This window comes from Nonomuraea sp. NPDC049400 (genome assembly GCF_044466425.1).
Classification (GTDB): Bacteria; Actinomycetota; Actinomycetes; order Streptosporangiales; family Streptosporangiaceae; genus Nonomuraea.
The window spans coordinates 21,760-37,491 of sequence record NZ_JBITMP010000077.1; the positions used below are offsets into that span (position 1 = coordinate 21,760).

Below are 15,732 nucleotides of genomic sequence, written 5' to 3' on the forward strand. Positions count from 1 at the left end.
CCGCCGGTCCGGTGTTGACGCCTGAGCGGGTGGCACCGCGCCGCGGCTGGCCGCGCGGCCGCGCTGCGCACGTCGAGCCCGGATCCCTCTATCTGGGGACCACGGTGCAGGTGGGCGGTCTGTTCCCGTTCGTGCAGGCTGGTTCGCTGCCTGCCGAGGGCGTACCGATCGGCCCTGACCTACTCGCTCACGAGCTGGTGTGCGTCGACCCGCCCGGTTGGGTCGGCAAGCTGACCACCAACCCGAGTGTGTGGATCCAAGGCCAGCCGGGTGCCGGCAAGGCACTCGATGTGGCCACGCCCATTCCCACCCCAACCGGGTGGAAGCTCATGGGCGACCTGGAGGTCGGTGATCTGGTCTTCACCGAGGAGGGGTACCCCACGCCCGTGGTCGCCGTCTCAGAAGTGATGACCGGCAGGGATTGCCTGGAGGTGACCTTTTCGGATCACTCCTCGATCGTCGCCGATGCCGATCATCTTTGGGTCACCGAGACAGCCGGTGACCGGCAGCGGCACATGGCTGAGGCGCGCGCACCACGGCAGCGACGCCGGCTGGGCCGACCCGCCGAGCTTGCCGCGGTGGCCAAGGCAGCCGCTGAGACCGCGCCCGGCAGCACCGCGGTGATCGCTTCGTTGGCACGAGAACTGGGCTGGGCGGACACCGGGCGTGGGTGGGATAAGGAACGGCTGTATCGCTGGACTGCCGATCTGCCCGCTGTAGGAGAACCACGCGGCAAAGCCCGACTCCGTGAGCGTCAGCGCGTGCTCGATCGGATCCACGACCGTCTGACTGCGCTGGCGCAAGATCAGCGTCCGGCCGCCCAGGCCCCGATCACCACGAGGCAGATCGGCGCGACTCTCACCGCCGGCGGGAAAAGCAATCATGCTGTGGCCGTCTGCGGCGAGCTCCGACTGCCCCCTGCTCGTCTCTTGATCGACCCCTACGTCCTGGGAGCATGGCTCGGCGACGGGTGGACTGCCGCCGCTCGCATCTCCACCGCAGATCCGGAGCTCGTGACCTTCCTCGAGGCTGCTGGCTACGTGGTCCGCAAGATCTCCGGAAAATACGCCTACAGCATCCGCCGACCGGCTGATGACCCGGCCCAGCCAACGTCCCTCACGTGCACCACCTGCCGACGTCGTTTCACACCGAGGCAGCGCCGCCAGAGATATTGCTCGCGCCAATGCCTGGGCAAGGCCATCACATCAGGAACACATCGCCGGGCGGCACCTCGTCAGTGCGCCGATTGTCATGCTCCGCTCGCGCGGAACTCGATCGGGGAGCGGTGCCGGGCCTGCTGGCGGCGTGCTACCTTCACCGGCCAGCTCAAGGCGTTGGGTGTGCACGGCAACAAGCACATCCCCGCCGAATACCTGCGCGCCGACGTCGAGCAGCGACGTGCGCTCCTGGCGGGACTCCTCGACACCGACGGGGCCGTCAGCCCAGGCGGTCAGGTCGAGTTCGTCACGACCAACAAACGCCTCGCCGACGGCGTGCACGAGTTGGTCTGCTCCCTTGGTCTGCGCCCAGCCATGACCTCGGGCCGAGCTCGCCTTGGTGGCCGCGACTACGGCCCCAAGTGGACGGTCTCCTTCACAACCGCCACCCGGGTCTTCCGGCTTACCCGCAAGCACACGCTGCATCAAGAACGCCTGCTACGGCAGGGCAAGCCTTGGACGAACACGCGTACCCGTCGCCGCTACATCGTGGCCGTCGAGCCCGTCGTCTCCCGCGCCGTTCGCTGTATTCAGGTCGCCAACCCCACGGGCCTTTTTCTGGCCGGCAGATCGTTCATCCCCACCCACAACTCCGCGATCGCCAAACGGCTGTGCCTCGGCCTGGTCGCCTACGGCTGCACCTTGGTCGTGCCGGGCGACGTCAAGGGCGAGTACGCCGCCTTGGTGCGCGCGCTCGGCGGCCAGGTCGTGCGCATCGGCCGAGGGATGGACGTCATCAACCCCCTCGACAGTGGACCGCTCGGCCGCCACCTTTCCAGCCTCCCGGCCGAGCAACGCGAGCGGGTTGTGGCCGAGGTGAACGGCAGACGCGGCGAGCTGCTGCACGCCCTCCTGGCCACGCCGCACGGTCTGACCCGACGCCCCAGCGCCGAGGAGAGCACCGCCATCAACACCGCGGTACGGCTGGCCGCCGACGCGCAACAACCTGGCGTCGACCCCACCATCCCCGACGTCATCGCCGTGCTGCGCCAGAGCCCGCAGGCGCTCCGCGATCGGCTCATCGCCCGTGATGAGAGAACTTATCTCGGCACGGTCCGGCCGGTCATCGCCGCGCTGGAGAACCTGTGCGACGGGCCGCTGAGCGGCTTGTTCGACCGGCCCACAACTTCTCCGCTAGACCTGTCTCAGCCGGCGCTGGCGATCGACCTGTCGCCGATCCTGTCGGCCGGTGACCAGGTCGTGGCCGCCGGGCTGTTGGCCACCTGGGCTTACAGTTACGCCAGCGTCGACACCGCGCGCGCGTTTGGCCTGCTTGACCGTCAGGTCGTTCTGCCCCTGGACGAGCTGTGGCGGGCGTTGCGGGCCGGGCCCGGCATGGTGGCCGCGATGGACGCGATCACCAGGTTGAACCGCAGCAAGGGGGAGATCTCCCTCATGATCACCCATTCGCTGCAGGACTTGGAGGCGCTGCCGACCGAGGAGGACAGAGCCAAGGCGCGCGGGCTGATGGAGCGTTGCGACACGTTGATCCTGGCCGCCATGCCAGTCAGTGAGCTGGTCCGGGTGTCGGCGCAAAAGCCGCTCACGCAGGCGGAGACCTCGCTGGTGGCGTCCTGGGCCTCACCGACGGCCTCGGGATTGGATGCCGCGGCGGCGATGCACCCCGGCCGCGGCAAGTATCTGATCAAGATCGGGCAGCGGGTCGGCATCCCCACGCGGCTGCAACTGACCGACGCCGAACGTCAGCTCTACGACACCGATGCGGCCATGCGGGGAGGCCGCTCATGACCGCCCTGCGACCCGTCCATATCGTCATGTCGCGAGCTCATTCGGGGGGCGGCCATGCTGGGTGAGCGCAGCGCCCACACCGAGGTTGTGCCCTGGATCGCGGCCGGCGTCATGCTCACTGGCGTGGCGTTGACCGGGCTGGTCTGGCTGGGCGGCACGCTGGGTGCGCTCATCGGCGGCGCTGGCTGGCGGCCCCCGCCCTTCACAGCGCACTTGTTACTACAGCTTGCAGACGGTACCCAGCAGGTTTGGCCCGGAGTGTCCCCGATCGCCGTCTGGGCTGGCATCGTGGTCACTGCCAGCGTCGGCGCCGCGGTGGGCGTGCCGCTCGCTCAGACCGGCTACCGGTGGCTCGCGCCCGCACCCGGCCTCGCGGGGCTACGCGACCTGCGCGAATTCACCTACCGAGGGGCGGTGCGCAAGGCTCGCCGCCTGCGCCCCTCCCTGCGCGCCACCAAACATGTCAGCCCCGACGAGGCAGGCGTGCTCATCGGCGACCACGCTGGCACCGAGCTACGCGGCAGTTGGGAGGACGTTTATCTGGCGTTCATGGGTCCCAGGTCGGGCAAGACGACGACAATCATCGCGCAGAGCGCCATCCGTGCACCTGGCGCGGCCGTGGTCACCAGCATTCGCCCGGACGCCCTCACCACCACCGCCGCGCCACGCCGGGCACGCGGCACTCTGTGGGTGTTCGACCCTCAGCAGATCTGCCACCATCCGCAGGAGTTCTGGTGGGACATTCTCAAAGCCGCACGGACGGTGGAAGGCGCACGCCGCCTGGCCTCCCACTTCATCACCACGAGCTTCTCGGCTAACGAACGCGGCAACTATTGGGCGCTGGCGGCCGGAAACCTGTTAGCCAACCTGTTCCACGCTGCGGCCACCAGCGGAGCAACTGTTCATCAGGTGCTGGAATGGTTGGCCCATCCGGCCGAGCAAGACCCGATTGACGCCTTGCGCGCCGCCGCCGCTGTGGGCATGGCCGGCCAACTCGAGCACACCGTCTCCCTCCCGCCGGAAACCCGCGGTGGCGTCTATGACACCGCCGCACAGACCGTAGCGTGCCTGCTGGACCCGGAGATCAACCGGTGGATCACTCCGACGCCTGGCAAGCCTGTATTCGACCCAACCGGCTTCGTGGCCAGCACTGACACGCTGTACTTGTTCAGCAAGAAGGGTAGAAACGGAGCTGCTCCGCTGGTGGCTGCCCTGGCCGACACGGTGCTGCAGGCAGGCATCGCGGCCGCCGAACGAGTCGGCGGCCGCACCGACCCGCCACTGCTGGTCGTGCTGGACGAGGCGGCGAACGTGGCGCCGATCGAGGACTTGCCCGATCTATACAGCTTCTTGGGCGGCACCGGGATCCCGGTCATCACGATCTTGCAGAGCTACCAGCAGGGGGTCCGCGTCTGGGGCAGCCCGGGCATGGACGCGTTGTGGAGCGCGAGCACCGTGAAGATCATCGGTGCTGGGATCGACGACGCTGATCACGCTGAGAAGATCAGCCGCTTGGTCGGCCACCACAAGGTCATCGAATCCAGCGTCTCGCACAGCCGCAGCGGCCGCAGCGTGAGCGTGTCCACCCGCAAAGAGCGCATCTACACAGCCGCCGACATCCGAGCTTTCAAGAAATTCACCGGGATTTTGCTGCTTACCGGCATCCGCCCGGTGCCGATCGTGATGCGGCCGTGGATGGGCGAGCCTTTCGGCCGCCGCCTCGGCGCTGCTGCTGCTCGCATACAACAGCAGATCACTGACCGAGCTGTACGAAAGAAGGTGCCATGACCGATACACCGGAGGAGATGCCCGGCACACCCGCCTTTTCCGGGCCGGTGCAAGAGCCCCTGGACTTCTTCGAACTGCCCGCCAACGTTGACCCCGGCGAACAGCAGGACGAGACGCTCGCGGGCCCCCGGTTCATCTTCCTGCTGGATGGGACCGAGTACGCCGTGGAGCTGCCACTCCTCAAGCAGTGGGTCAACGACCTGCTCATCCCCGAGTACCTCGCTGATCGCATCCCCAGCTCCACCGCGCTGTGGTGCCCCGTGTGGTGGGAGCACCCCGAAGCGGTCGGGCGTCTGCACGGGCTGTGGCTTGCCTGGCAGTACTGGATCGATCCGGAAGCGGGCGGCTTTACCGGGCCTGACACCTGGCACAACACTTGCCTCGATCCGGCCATGCGGGAGCTTCGAGCCCCCAACGGGCCCTTTTCCCGGTGCATGAGCGCCCCGGACAAGCCCGCGCACCGGCCTGCCAAACACGTCTCCTGGAGCATACCTGTGACGGCTGAACCGTCTCCGCTCACCGCAGGCGGAGTCTCTGTGCCATAACCGTCCCTCCACTTCCTCCCACACCGGGATGTGCCGATGCCGCACCGCACTCTCAGCCAAGACCTCACTCGTCAACGCCAACGACCACCTCCTCGTGCCCACCCATACCCGAGAGCCGAGCCCGACGGCGCCCTGGTGCCTGCGCTGGTGGGAACACGAGGAAGCGGTAGCTCGCTTGCACGACCTCATACTGGCCTGGCAGGAACTGACCGACCCCGAGGCCGGCTGCTGGACGGGACCGACCTCCTGGCACCGCGACCACCTCGATCCGGCGCTGCGAGAACTTCGCTCGCCCGATGGTCCGCTCTGGCGGTACATGACCGCCCTCGACAAGGCGGAGGCACATCGCCCAGACGTGCCCCTTCTCTCCGGGGCGTCCCTCTTCCCCAATCCCGCAGGCTTCGCTTCCGTGTAGCGACAGAGAGGATGCGCAGATGGCCGCAACTGAAACACCGGCCGACCCGCTGGACAGCGCCTACCAAGACCTGGAGGAGGCGGCCCGGGACCTGATCCCGCCCGAGATGGTCGCAGAGTTCGCCGAAATCCGCTTGGGGATCGCCTTGCTGAAACAGCAGTTCGGCATGGAGTTGTCCTTCGGCAACAAGATGGACCTCGCGCTAGGCGAATTCCGGCATGGGATGCCAACCGACCAGCTCGGGGCTGTCTGGCGGCGGCGCCGGGACGTGGCCGAGGCCGTGGCAGCGGTGCACCAGCAGGCCGACGCTCTCCGTGACCGGCCGGAATGGAAAAGAATCACAGCCACCTACGACAGCGTGCGCCAGTTCGGCGGGGCCGTGGAGCGCCACCTCGGCCAGTACAAGGACAAGGTCTTGGCCGATCCGCGCGGCAAACGCGCACTCAAGACCGTCGCCGATCTGGCCACAGGCCGGATCGCAGCCGACGCTTGGGTGCTCAGCAAAGCACTCGGCGCCGCTGGGAGCGGCCTGGCCCGTGCACGGCAGGCTGTGCAATGGCTGGAGCACGTCGCCAAGGCGGGAGCCTCACGGGCCGAACAAGTCGCGCGTCAGCCTGCTCATCAACGCCGAGCCGCGGCGGCCGCGCTGCGTTCCACGACCGGCGGCAGCCCCCGGCGCGCAACTCCGCAGCAGAAAGCATCTCGCGCGGCTGCCCCACATCACACGCCTGCCAAAGCCAAGACAGCCACCGCGACGCCCTGACCTTGGTAACCACAGTGATGATCAATCCACCCCTATCACGAACGGTCAAACGACACCCAGTCAACTGCGAGGCCCCATGTTGAATCCCGAAACGTTCGGTAACCGTCTCAGGCGGCTCCGTAAGGCGCGGAACCTGTCACAAGCCAAGTTCGCCAAGGCGGTCGGCTTCTCCGTCTCCTACATCAGTTTCCTGGAGTCGGGCATTCGCACTCCCTCACCGGCCGCTTTACATCGGCTTGCGGCCTTCCTCGACGTCGACCCGACGTTCCTGCGTCACGGTGACCGTGTACAGCAGGCGCTGAAGGCGGTCCTCGAGCGCCGTGAGGAGCAGCATCGGCACGCAGTTCAGGTCGTCGACCTTGTCTTCGCCAAGGCGAACGCCGACGATGTCGTGACGTGCGAGTCCCACACGCTGTCCGCCGACGGCAGGGAGATCACCACGCTAACGCTCGTCAAACGACAGGCCGGGGAGATGGTTGGGCTGGATGTGGCCGTGCCCGTGCCGCGTGCCGCGCTCTCGCAGGAGTCTTTGACGCAGGCGGCGGGCCAGTCTCACCATGCATAAACCTTTCCTGGTGCGGCTGGCTCAGACAGGCGAACTACACAGTTTCCAGGCGAACAGCACAGCGTGGCGTCCGCTCGGTCAGGCGCATCGAGCGCATCCAGGCTGGCGTATCAGGAACTGGGAGTGAGGGTTATCGGCAACCTCGATACCCGCTTGCCCTGCACCGCGCCGGAGGCGTCGCTGCCGGTCTCTGGGGGTCGTACGAGTCTCACTTCGGCAGCGTTCTTGGGAGCGTCACGATCACGCTCGTCGTCGTTGCTGCTTGTGTGCTTGTACTGGCGCCGACCGCGCACCTAGCCCAGGTCGATCTTCGCGTGGCGCGGGACCTGCTGGAGTCGTGCTGGTGCGACGGGGCGGCCTCAGCTGTGCGCTGCCTTCGGACTGCTTCCGCGCTGTTCGGTTAACCAGGCGATGGCGGTGGCGCACGCCCCTGGGGTGGGCGCGCGGTCCGGTAGCCGGCACGTGGATGAGCGCCTTGTTGGCGCGGCCGGAGGCCGGGATCTCGCGGTAGACGATCCGCCGGCGGCACCCCGTCCGAGCGGACTTCTGCTGCGGTACTGAAGTAAAGCCCGCCTGCTGCTCTTCAACTCATCCTCGTGCACGCCCAGTTCGATGCCTCGCTCACGACGGCGGACCAGGTCGCGGATGGGCAGGATGGCCAGGCTCCGATGTACATCGGACGGCAGGTTCTGCAGGCCAGCGCACGCCAGCGCTGTAGCTGAACCGACAACTGGCGATCATGCTGGGGCGTCTATGGCCCCCTGCATGAGAGGACGGTTCAACTGGAGGCCCTGCCCCGCCGCAGTGCGGAATCGTCGAGGTCGGCGCTCACGTCGGCGGCCAGGTCGGCGAGGGTGGTCATCGCGGGGCGGCCAGCGGCCGCAGCGGCGCCCTGTCGTTGCCGGATCTTCGGCGCCGGCTGGATGGTGTCGGGTCGTCGACCAAATACAGGAACGCAACTGCCTACAGCACTCCGCCGATGTCTGCTCCATGTTGCGGCCGATGCCGTTCTGCTTGCCGTAGCGGATCGGCGGCCGTGGTCTGGCTGTGGCCGTGGGGCGGTTGGCGGTCGTTCGGTCGATGACGCCTGGTGTGCAGGAGAGGCAGTTGGCGTACTCGGTGGTGTTCTCTGCGTAGAGCGCGGCGCATGTTCGTTCGGATGCTCACGTGTTTGGAGCTGTCGGCCACCGCTGGTCCGGTCGTAGCCGTGACGACGACGAGGGCGTCGATGACGATCGGGATGAGTCGCTGACGGTTGGGGAGCTTCATCAGGGGCTTCCGGGATTTTTGGCGCTCTGGGGTGTGGGAGGGCAGTTGCTCCAGTAGCTGCCGCCGCTTGGTTCAACCACAACGTTGCCTTCGTCGTTGACGATAGTCCATGTGACCGTGGCGGTGAGGGTGCCGCCGCCGGTGGTCGTGCCTGACGTGGTCGTGCCATCTCCGCGGGTACTGCCCGTCCAGGTGACGGTGAGGGTGCCCGATTCGATACGTGGGGGGCCGGCGCAGCCAGGCTTGGAGTCGAGGGCGTCAACGGTGAGGGTTTCTCCGGTGACAGTGATGCCATGGGTACCGGTGGCCGACGTCATGCGGCATGTCCCGACGAGGCAGGACATCGAGATCGTGGCGGAGCGGTTCGAGCCCAGGCTGATCGTTGGAGGGATCGACGCCTGTGGAGGTGGGGGAGCGGGCAGCGCCTTCTTGGTGGTGGGAAGAGCGCTTGCGATGGGGTTGTCGGTGCTCTGCGGTTTTGTAACGAGCAGCGATCTGTCGAAGGTATGTCGAGGCTGTGGCGTTTTGCCCGCAGGCGGTGTCGATGGTTTGGCAGCAGGTGGCCGTGTGGGTGAGCCCTTTGGGGGGCGGGGAGAAGCGGGTGGATGGTGCGTGCTGCGGGTGGGGATGGGTGGAGAGGTTCCTATCGGTTCGGGTGGCTCCTCTGCGGTGGGTACTGGGCGTACCGGTTCTTCGAGCAGTGGTTCCTGTGGTGGAAGGTGGGTGCGAGGCGCGGCGGCTACTTGAGCGGTGCTGTTGGAGCGGCCAGTTGGGCTTATGAGGAGCCACGCGCTCAGCGCGAGCGTGCTGACGGCTGCGGTGGTAGCCAGCAACCGGCCGTGCTTGCCGACCTGGTGGGCTGCGCCGCTCCAGAGCCGAGACGAGAGCGGTTGCCGGCTGTCATGAGAGCCATCGGCGGTGCGGTGTCGGCCTAAGGCGTGTCGGCCTGGTGAGTCGTGGTCGGGATGGGGTTCCTGCGGCTGGTCACGCATTCCCTTCACTCCTGACTCAGTTCGCAACAGCTTGTAAATAGTCTTGATGGATAATACGAGTCAAAGTGCATGAAAGTATGCACCCCTGAGTGTAAACTACAATTTGTTTTCGTTCTGTGACCTGATCAAGACAGTGGACGCCAAAGCGGTCATTTAGCCCATCTGGTGGGTATTGGGCACTGCAGTCGCCGCCTAGCTGTGGTGGGCGCGTGGGCGCAGTCCTACATCTAGCTGGTCATTTACAGGCTCCAATGGCCCTACCGGGTACAGGCTGGGTCAAGTAAGCAAAAGACGAAGATTATAACAGAACGGTAACTTGGGGGAGTGGATATGGCCTAGTAGGTGACAAGCGGGAGTTGCTCCTCTAATGTCTGACTCATTGATTTACGAGGAGTCAATGCGCTTCAAATCACCGGTTTCCAAGCCCTGCAGTCCGGGGCCGAGCCTGCGAATCAGACAGCTACAGGCGCCCTCAAGGCTCGGTAGGGGAGCAGGTGATGCTCCGACGCTCGGCAACTCCGAGTAACTGGGGTCGCATGCGTGGCCATGCCTGTCGCCCACCTCCCAGGAGGGCGTGGAGCTGGCGCGCGTGCGACCCTCGCTGTCGGTCGCCTCTTCCTCTGCTGCCGAGGCACGTGGTGCTTCCCAGCGGTACAGATGCGCCGGTTTCTCCCGCTCTCGGCTGGGGTCGTGGAACGATCGCTTGGGCGGGCGGCGGCCACGCCTCCCTCTCTGCGCCTTCGACGCACTTGACGCGGGCAACGCCCGGAATGCCCCACTCTCACATGCCAACCTGCGCCAGCTTGATTTGGAGGCAACGAAGATGCTGACAGATTCGGCCGCAGAGGGACAGCGGTCGCCCGGGCCAGCAGCCCGCGCCGTGCCCGATGACGCTCGAAAGAGTGTCGCCTTCACACGCCCAGCCCTCGTCGATCACCTCGACACCTCTACCGGTTCTTTCGTGGCGCGGTCTTCGGAAAGCTCGACATGGTGGTGAATGGCCATCGGCGCAGAGCAAGCGAGCCAGCTTACTTCCTGCCGGAGGCTGGCGGGCAACCACACGAAGCCCTCGATCCGTCTGCTTTCGGCGCAGATGCTCCCGCGCTGATGGGGAAGTGCTCTGCTCACCCATCGTGCGAACCAGGCCATGACGATGACGCTCCCACCGAGGCCATGTCGGCACTGGACCTCCCGCAGATGTCCCACCTCGCGCTGTTGCTGCCATTGCATGCCAGGACAGGACGCATCGTGGACATGATCGACCAGGCGCTCGATCCCCGCCGATGATTTCCGGGCGGGCCTGGCGTGCTGCGGCGCCTTGCCCGCCCGGGGTCCTTGCGGAAGCTCGGTGTGCTTCCATGCACGAACGCTGCCCCTGGCATCTCCGTTGGCTCCCAACACCTGCGCGCCAACGGAGGAGGCATCGTCATGCAGGGCAACCCGCTCGATCCGCGCGACGGTGGACGGCATCGAGCCTTTCCCCTGGCCGGCCCTCTTACCGCTGCCAGGTATGGGTGAGGCATGGCCATGTCGAACCCTTGGCCCTCGTCCTGGTTCTCCTGCCGTGGGTTGACTCGTCGTGTCAACGGCGCCCATCACGCGCTCCGCATCGCACGTTGCAGGTGATCGCTTGCTGAGTGCCTGGCCTCGTGCAGCAGCTTCCGCGCCAGCTCGACGCCGCGCCGCAGGCACTCAGGATCAGGTTCTTGCGTTCCCAGCTTCGGCGGCGCGGGATGGTCGGGTCGTGCGGGAGACGAGGACGGAGGCCCGGGCGACACATCGGCCGGCTCTCCTGGGGCCGCTGCGGTTTCGGCATGCCGCTGCTGATTCACCTCGAAACCGATCTCGGCACAGGCACCGCAGGGATGCCCTGAGGGCAGCAGGTGGTCCTCGCAGTCGGGGCGAGGGCAGGTGTAACCGCGCTTGACCACGGTCAAGGCCGCTGCGACCGGACGGCGAGGCTGGCGACCGGCCCAGATGGTCAACCGGCGGCGAATGCGCAGGGTCATCTCAGTGGTGGTCTTGCCGGCTGCCATCTCCTTTTCGATGGCGGCTAGGACTCGGTCCTGGTCACGTGCGCTCATGTCGAGCTGCCAGGCCAGAGGGATCGCAGTCATCACGCTCAATGCGCCGGGCGGTCGACGCCGGGCGGCAGTGCCCGGCTTGTCCCCGTCGATGATTGACCTCTCGCGCGGCAGCGCGCTCCCGGGGTCGCCCTTACGGTGCTGTAGAACGCCTACGGCGAGAGGACGTGAGCTCTCTGAGGGTGAATCATCTGAAGGTGCACCCTCTGAAGGTGCGCCATAAGGAGTCGCCACATCTGGCAGGGGGGGACCCGACACTTCTGGCGGGGGGGGAGTCGTCACATTTGGAACGGGGGACTCGTCAGATGTGGAACCCGTGCCGGTGTCGTCAGCGGGAGCCTCATCTGCGGTGGACATCGTGATGAGGCCCTCGTCGGTGATGGCTTGGACGTGCATCCACAACCCGCCGCGGCGGCGCACCCGCACCCAGCCGACCGCCTCCAACGCATTCAGCCGACGACGGGCGGTGCTGGTCGAACACGACAACCATGTACCGAGCTTGGCCAGCGTCAGATCGTGTCCCGCCGGGTCGAGTCGGTCGACCAGCACGGCGTAGGCCCGCCAAGTCTCCGGGCACACCTGCCCCTCGATGCGGCCTGGCCCCGCGTGGACACGAGCTAGGCTCCAGGCCGGCACGGCGGCGTAGGCCTTGCGGGTCTCCTGCGGTCGGCGCAACGCGAAATGCAACGCCGAGAGGTTAAGGCCGCGGATCTCGCGGACGAGGAACGGGCCGGCACCATCGTGGTCGGCAAGCAGCTCAGTCCGGGCCCGGTCCAAAGTGCGCTCACTGACGCCGAGCTGATCGGCGATCCAGCAACGGCGGGCGCGCGCGGGCTGCCGCCCGCCGCGCACGTCAGGAGTCCCGAGCGCTTCATAGAGGCACCAGGCGGCCACGGCGAGCGCGCTGTGGCCGCTGTAGAGCAGCGTGCGCGGCACCTGGTAGTGCTTCTTGGCCCTCATGCGGCGTCCTCTGCGTCTTGGCGTTCGAACGGCGCTGGCCGGACTCTGCTCCTTGCAGACTCGACTCGCTCACCGTCGAAGGAGGTAACTCCGGACGTCTGGCCAAGCGGAGGCGACGCACAGGCCGTTCCTGGCTGGTACAGGCCGGGCAGCGCGATAGCGGCGTTCTGCGTGATGCGGCTATCCCTCCCGGTGCGGAGAGGTGTCACACCTTCGCTGTGGGTGCCTGTTTTTGGGTGTACTGAATAGAGCGCATGGCTCATGGGTTGCTCCGTGCGGTTTTTGGGTGCACTAAATAGAGCTGCTGGCGCAAGCCGGGTGGTCTGGGCCAGAGCGCTGGTGCGTTATGGGATTAGGGGTGGCCCGGGCCGGCGGCATCCGGGCGGCATGGGGTTAGCTCAGGGGCGCCTCCGATGCGGGGTACAGCTGCAGCGCCGGTCGCCGAATGGCGCCGACGAACTCGTGAGGCTGCCTAGCCATCGAGTCAGCTTCGGAAGCCAGAGACATCGCGACGGAGCTCTCGCAGGCAGCCCGACCTGTGGCATGACGCCGGTCGACGGGACGAGTCTCAGACCTTCGCTGTGGGTGCCTGTTTTTGGGTGTACTAAATAGAGCGCATGGCTCATGGGTTGCTCCGTGCGGTTTTTGGGTGCACTAAACAGAGCTGCTGGCGCAAGCCGGGTGGTCTGGGCCAGAGCGCTGGTGCGTTATGGGATTAGGGGTGGCCCGGGCCAGCGGCATCCGGGCGGCATGGGGTTAGCTCAGGGGCGCCTCCGATGCGGGGTACAGCTCCAGCGCCGGTCGCCGGATCGGCGAGGGCGAGCTTTGCAAGGCAAGCGCTCCAGATGACGAACTTGTCTTTGCTCGTGCAGGAAGAGCGTCACCGGTCTCGAAGGGCGTTTCGCAATACGTCACAAAGACGCCGCGTATGTGTGGCTTATCGGCGCGCGGCACGTTGGCGGCCAGGGGTGAACCACCCTGCGGGCCGGGCGCGAGCCAACGTGATGGCCGGCCGCCAGGGGATGCGCTGTCCGGCGGAAGAGGCTTGACAGGCGGCAATTGAGCAGCGGGCCCTTGCGAAAGCCGTGCCTTCGTAGCCGAAAGGTTTGACGACTGTTTCGGCATGCCGACTGGTCGTCCGGGTATGACGTTATGCGTACTGGCGCTGCCAGAACCGCCCGAATGCGACACGCCGCATGAGGGCACAACTAGCAGAGCCGGGAGTCCATCGTCTATGGTGGTCTCCAGACCTTAAGGACCGGCCTAGGCACGCGAGAGCTCGCCAGCCGACACGCGCCGGGCCGGGGTTCTTTTGAAGGGTCCTCGCGCGTCCACCGCCAAGTAGTTGCGCGAGGGCCCGCTTCACTTTTTGCGGGTCTCTCCGGGGCGATCGCCCTGGGCGTGGTGTTCAGCCCGTGGCGTGTCCTCCTTCTCTCTGAGCTATCTAGCCGGGGGCTACGCTGCGGCGTAGCCGTTCGACTGAGTCGACAAGTTCAGTTCCTCTTGCTGACTTTGGGGGCTGCTGTCCAGCAACGCCTCCAAGAGGTTGGCAGCTGGCTTCACCTTCTTTGGTTCCTGACCTGGGTCAGGGTGCAGGGCGCCGAGCAGCGCCACCAGGTAGTTGTCAAGGTGGCGGTAGCCATGTGCGTCAGCGGCGGCCAGGAGACGCTGCTTCAACTCCGGGTCGGGCCGGAACGTGGTTGTCCGTCGCTCACCTTTGTAGACCTGTGGCATCGTGAACCTCCTGTCGCTAATGATCAGGACCGTAGCGGAAACGGAATCAGATTGCGAGCACCGTTGGGAATTGTGACCAGCGTGTCGGCGCGACAGCGCAATGCAACTGGTGGGCTGCTCGCACGCAGTTGGTTCTGACCAGGTCACCTCAGGGCTAGTCAACACCTAGGGCCCTTGGCAGCCGCAGTGGATGCGTCTGGTGATGACGCGAGCTTGGCGATGGTTGGGCAACCCGTTTGGGTGGCGCGGATAGCGTTCTCGCCGTGACGGTTTCAATGGGGCGGCCCCAGGCTGAGCTCGCAATGTGCCGTGAGCGGATCCGCTTGCGCGTTTGGCCCTGGTCTGTAGCCAGAGTACTTCGTGGAGCCACCATCGGAATGCCTCTCGCTCGGCGGTGTAGGCCTGATGGCGGTGCTGCGAGGTGCCCAGACTTCCTACCGTCCGTGCGGCTTCCGACAGGCGTTCGGCTGCCTTCTGCCAGGTGTTGAGGGGCGCGACATCGTGGTGGGTCAGTCGAAGTGCGCGAAGGATGCGCAGGTGTCGCTGGACCGTTCGATGTGTGCGGCCGGTCGCATCAGCTAGCTGATCAACACTGCCAAGGGCCCCGCTCTCATTGATACCGAGCAAGGCCCCTAAGGTCATCGCTACGAAGCGAGCAAGGCCATGGCTGTTCCGTTGATGCTTTGGGTGGGCGAAGAGGTCATGAGCAAGCAACTGTCGACGTTCGGAGAGATAGGAGCGCAGGGCTGAGCGCCGCTCGCTACCACTTTGCTCAGACACAGGGGGGCGCGGGGTCGCTTGTGTCCCACCCTGTGACGGTTGAGCATTTTGAGGTTCGAGCACTTGGTATCGGGCACTGCATTGGCCTTCGCCGGGAGATAGGCGTTTGAGCCAGGAGTCTTGGCAGAGTCGTCGGAGGGCTCGTGCGGCTGTGCTGCGTCCCATGCCGGTCATGAGGGCGAGTCGTCGGCAGTCGATGTCGATGTCGGTGGTGGCGGCGTCGAGGCAGAGTTCCAGGACGGCCTCGAGTGCTTTTCGGTCGCTAGGTCCGGCTTGTCCGGCCCAGCGGGAGGGGTCGCCGTTGTTGATCGCGTGGAGGACCATGGCGACGAGGTCTACGGTCGTGGCGACGCGCTCCTGCCATTGGCTTGAGTCGTTGGCGTGGGCGGGACGTGCCGTGCGGGGGAGTTGCGCGGCGTAGGCGATGGCTTTGGCCCATTGGCGCTGAAGCCGCCTGAACTGTTGCTGGGGGGATAACGGGCGAGCCCTTCCTCGCCGCGAGCCTTGGCGTCGCAGGTGGATGAGGCCCGGTGCGGTGGGATGGTCGCCCACGAGGGTGGCGACGTCGGTCAGGCTCCAGCGGGCCAGGGCCAGGCGAACGAGGATCTTGGCGAGGATGGCGTGTCCCCTGGTGGGCTCGGGGGTGATGGCCAGAAGGTCGGAGACATCGACTGGACGTGGCTGCCCGAGGAGCTTAGGGCCATCCGCGGCGTTCTCGACTGTGCGGATGGAGTGAGTCGGGGGAGAGGCAGGGCCGGTCTGGGGATCGATCTCCAGCAATGAGAGGATTCCATCCTGTTTTCCCAGGTAGAAGGGGATGGCCTGGCGCAGTTGGGCGTGATCTCTGCTGGTGAATGGCAGGGATCATGGT

10 protein-coding genes are annotated in these 15,732 nt (G+C 66.3%); 6 read left to right on the forward strand and 4 right to left on the reverse strand.

Annotated elements, in window-relative coordinates; translation table 11 throughout:
• Positions 1-329: 329 nt before the first annotated feature.
• The 6 genes from ACIBVN_RS55600 (at position 330) to ACIBVN_RS55625 (ending at position 7,042) form a co-directional block, all read left to right on the forward strand.
• Positions 330-2,966 carry an LAGLIDADG family homing endonuclease gene (locus tag ACIBVN_RS55600; protein ID WP_397150168.1) on the forward strand — a complete coding sequence of 879 codons (2,637 nt, stop codon included), beginning with the start codon at positions 330-332 and terminating at the stop codon, positions 2,964-2,966.
• Positions 2,967-3,020: 54 nt separating this feature from the next.
• Positions 3,021-4,754, forward strand: a complete 1,734-nt coding sequence (locus ACIBVN_RS55605; RefSeq protein WP_397150170.1) for a type IV secretory system conjugative DNA transfer family protein — start codon at positions 3,021-3,023, stop codon at positions 4,752-4,754.
• Positions 4,751-5,299 carry a DUF4913 domain-containing protein gene (locus ACIBVN_RS55610; protein WP_397150172.1) on the forward strand — a complete coding sequence of 183 codons (549 nt, stop codon included), beginning with the start codon at positions 4,751-4,753 and terminating at the stop codon, positions 5,297-5,299. Before ACIBVN_RS55605 ends, ACIBVN_RS55610 begins: the two co-directional genes overlap by 4 nt.
• Positions 5,300-5,327: 28 nt before the next feature.
• Positions 5,328-5,714, forward strand: a complete 387-nt coding sequence (locus ACIBVN_RS55615) for a DUF4913 domain-containing protein (RefSeq protein ID WP_397150173.1) — start codon at positions 5,328-5,330, stop codon at positions 5,712-5,714.
• A 19-nt stretch (positions 5,715-5,733) separates the two neighbouring features.
• Positions 5,734-6,477, forward strand: a complete 744-nt coding sequence (locus tag ACIBVN_RS55620) for a hypothetical protein (protein WP_397150175.1) — start codon at positions 5,734-5,736, stop codon at positions 6,475-6,477.
• Positions 6,478-6,556: 79 nt separating this feature from the next.
• Positions 6,557-7,042 carry a helix-turn-helix domain-containing protein gene (locus ACIBVN_RS55625; RefSeq protein ID WP_397150177.1) on the forward strand — a complete coding sequence of 162 codons (486 nt, stop codon included), beginning with the start codon at positions 6,557-6,559 and terminating at the stop codon, positions 7,040-7,042.
• A 1,268-nt stretch (positions 7,043-8,310) separates the two neighbouring features.
• On the opposite strand, the gene ACIBVN_RS55630 is transcribed toward ACIBVN_RS55625, so the two are convergent.
• The 4 genes from ACIBVN_RS55630 to ACIBVN_RS55645 form a co-directional block, all read right to left on the reverse strand.
• Positions 8,311-8,628, reverse strand: coding sequence for a hypothetical protein (locus ACIBVN_RS55630; protein WP_397150179.1), 318 nt, complete (start codon positions 8,626-8,628; stop codon positions 8,311-8,313).
• A gap of 1,608 nt (positions 8,629-10,236) precedes the next feature.
• Positions 10,237-10,773, reverse strand: coding sequence for a hypothetical protein (locus tag ACIBVN_RS55635; RefSeq protein ID WP_397150181.1), 537 nt, complete (start codon positions 10,771-10,773; stop codon positions 10,237-10,239).
• A gap of 125 nt (positions 10,774-10,898) precedes the next feature.
• On the reverse strand, positions 10,899-12,347 hold the full coding sequence (locus tag ACIBVN_RS55640; RefSeq protein WP_397150183.1) for a hypothetical protein: 1,449 nt from the start codon (positions 12,345-12,347) through the stop codon (positions 10,899-10,901).
• Between the two features lie 1,455 nt (positions 12,348-13,802).
• A complete protein-coding gene (locus ACIBVN_RS55645) occupies positions 13,803-14,081 on the reverse strand; it encodes a hypothetical protein (protein WP_397150185.1) in 279 nt (92 codons plus the stop codon).
• Positions 14,082-15,732 lie beyond the last annotated feature (1,651 nt).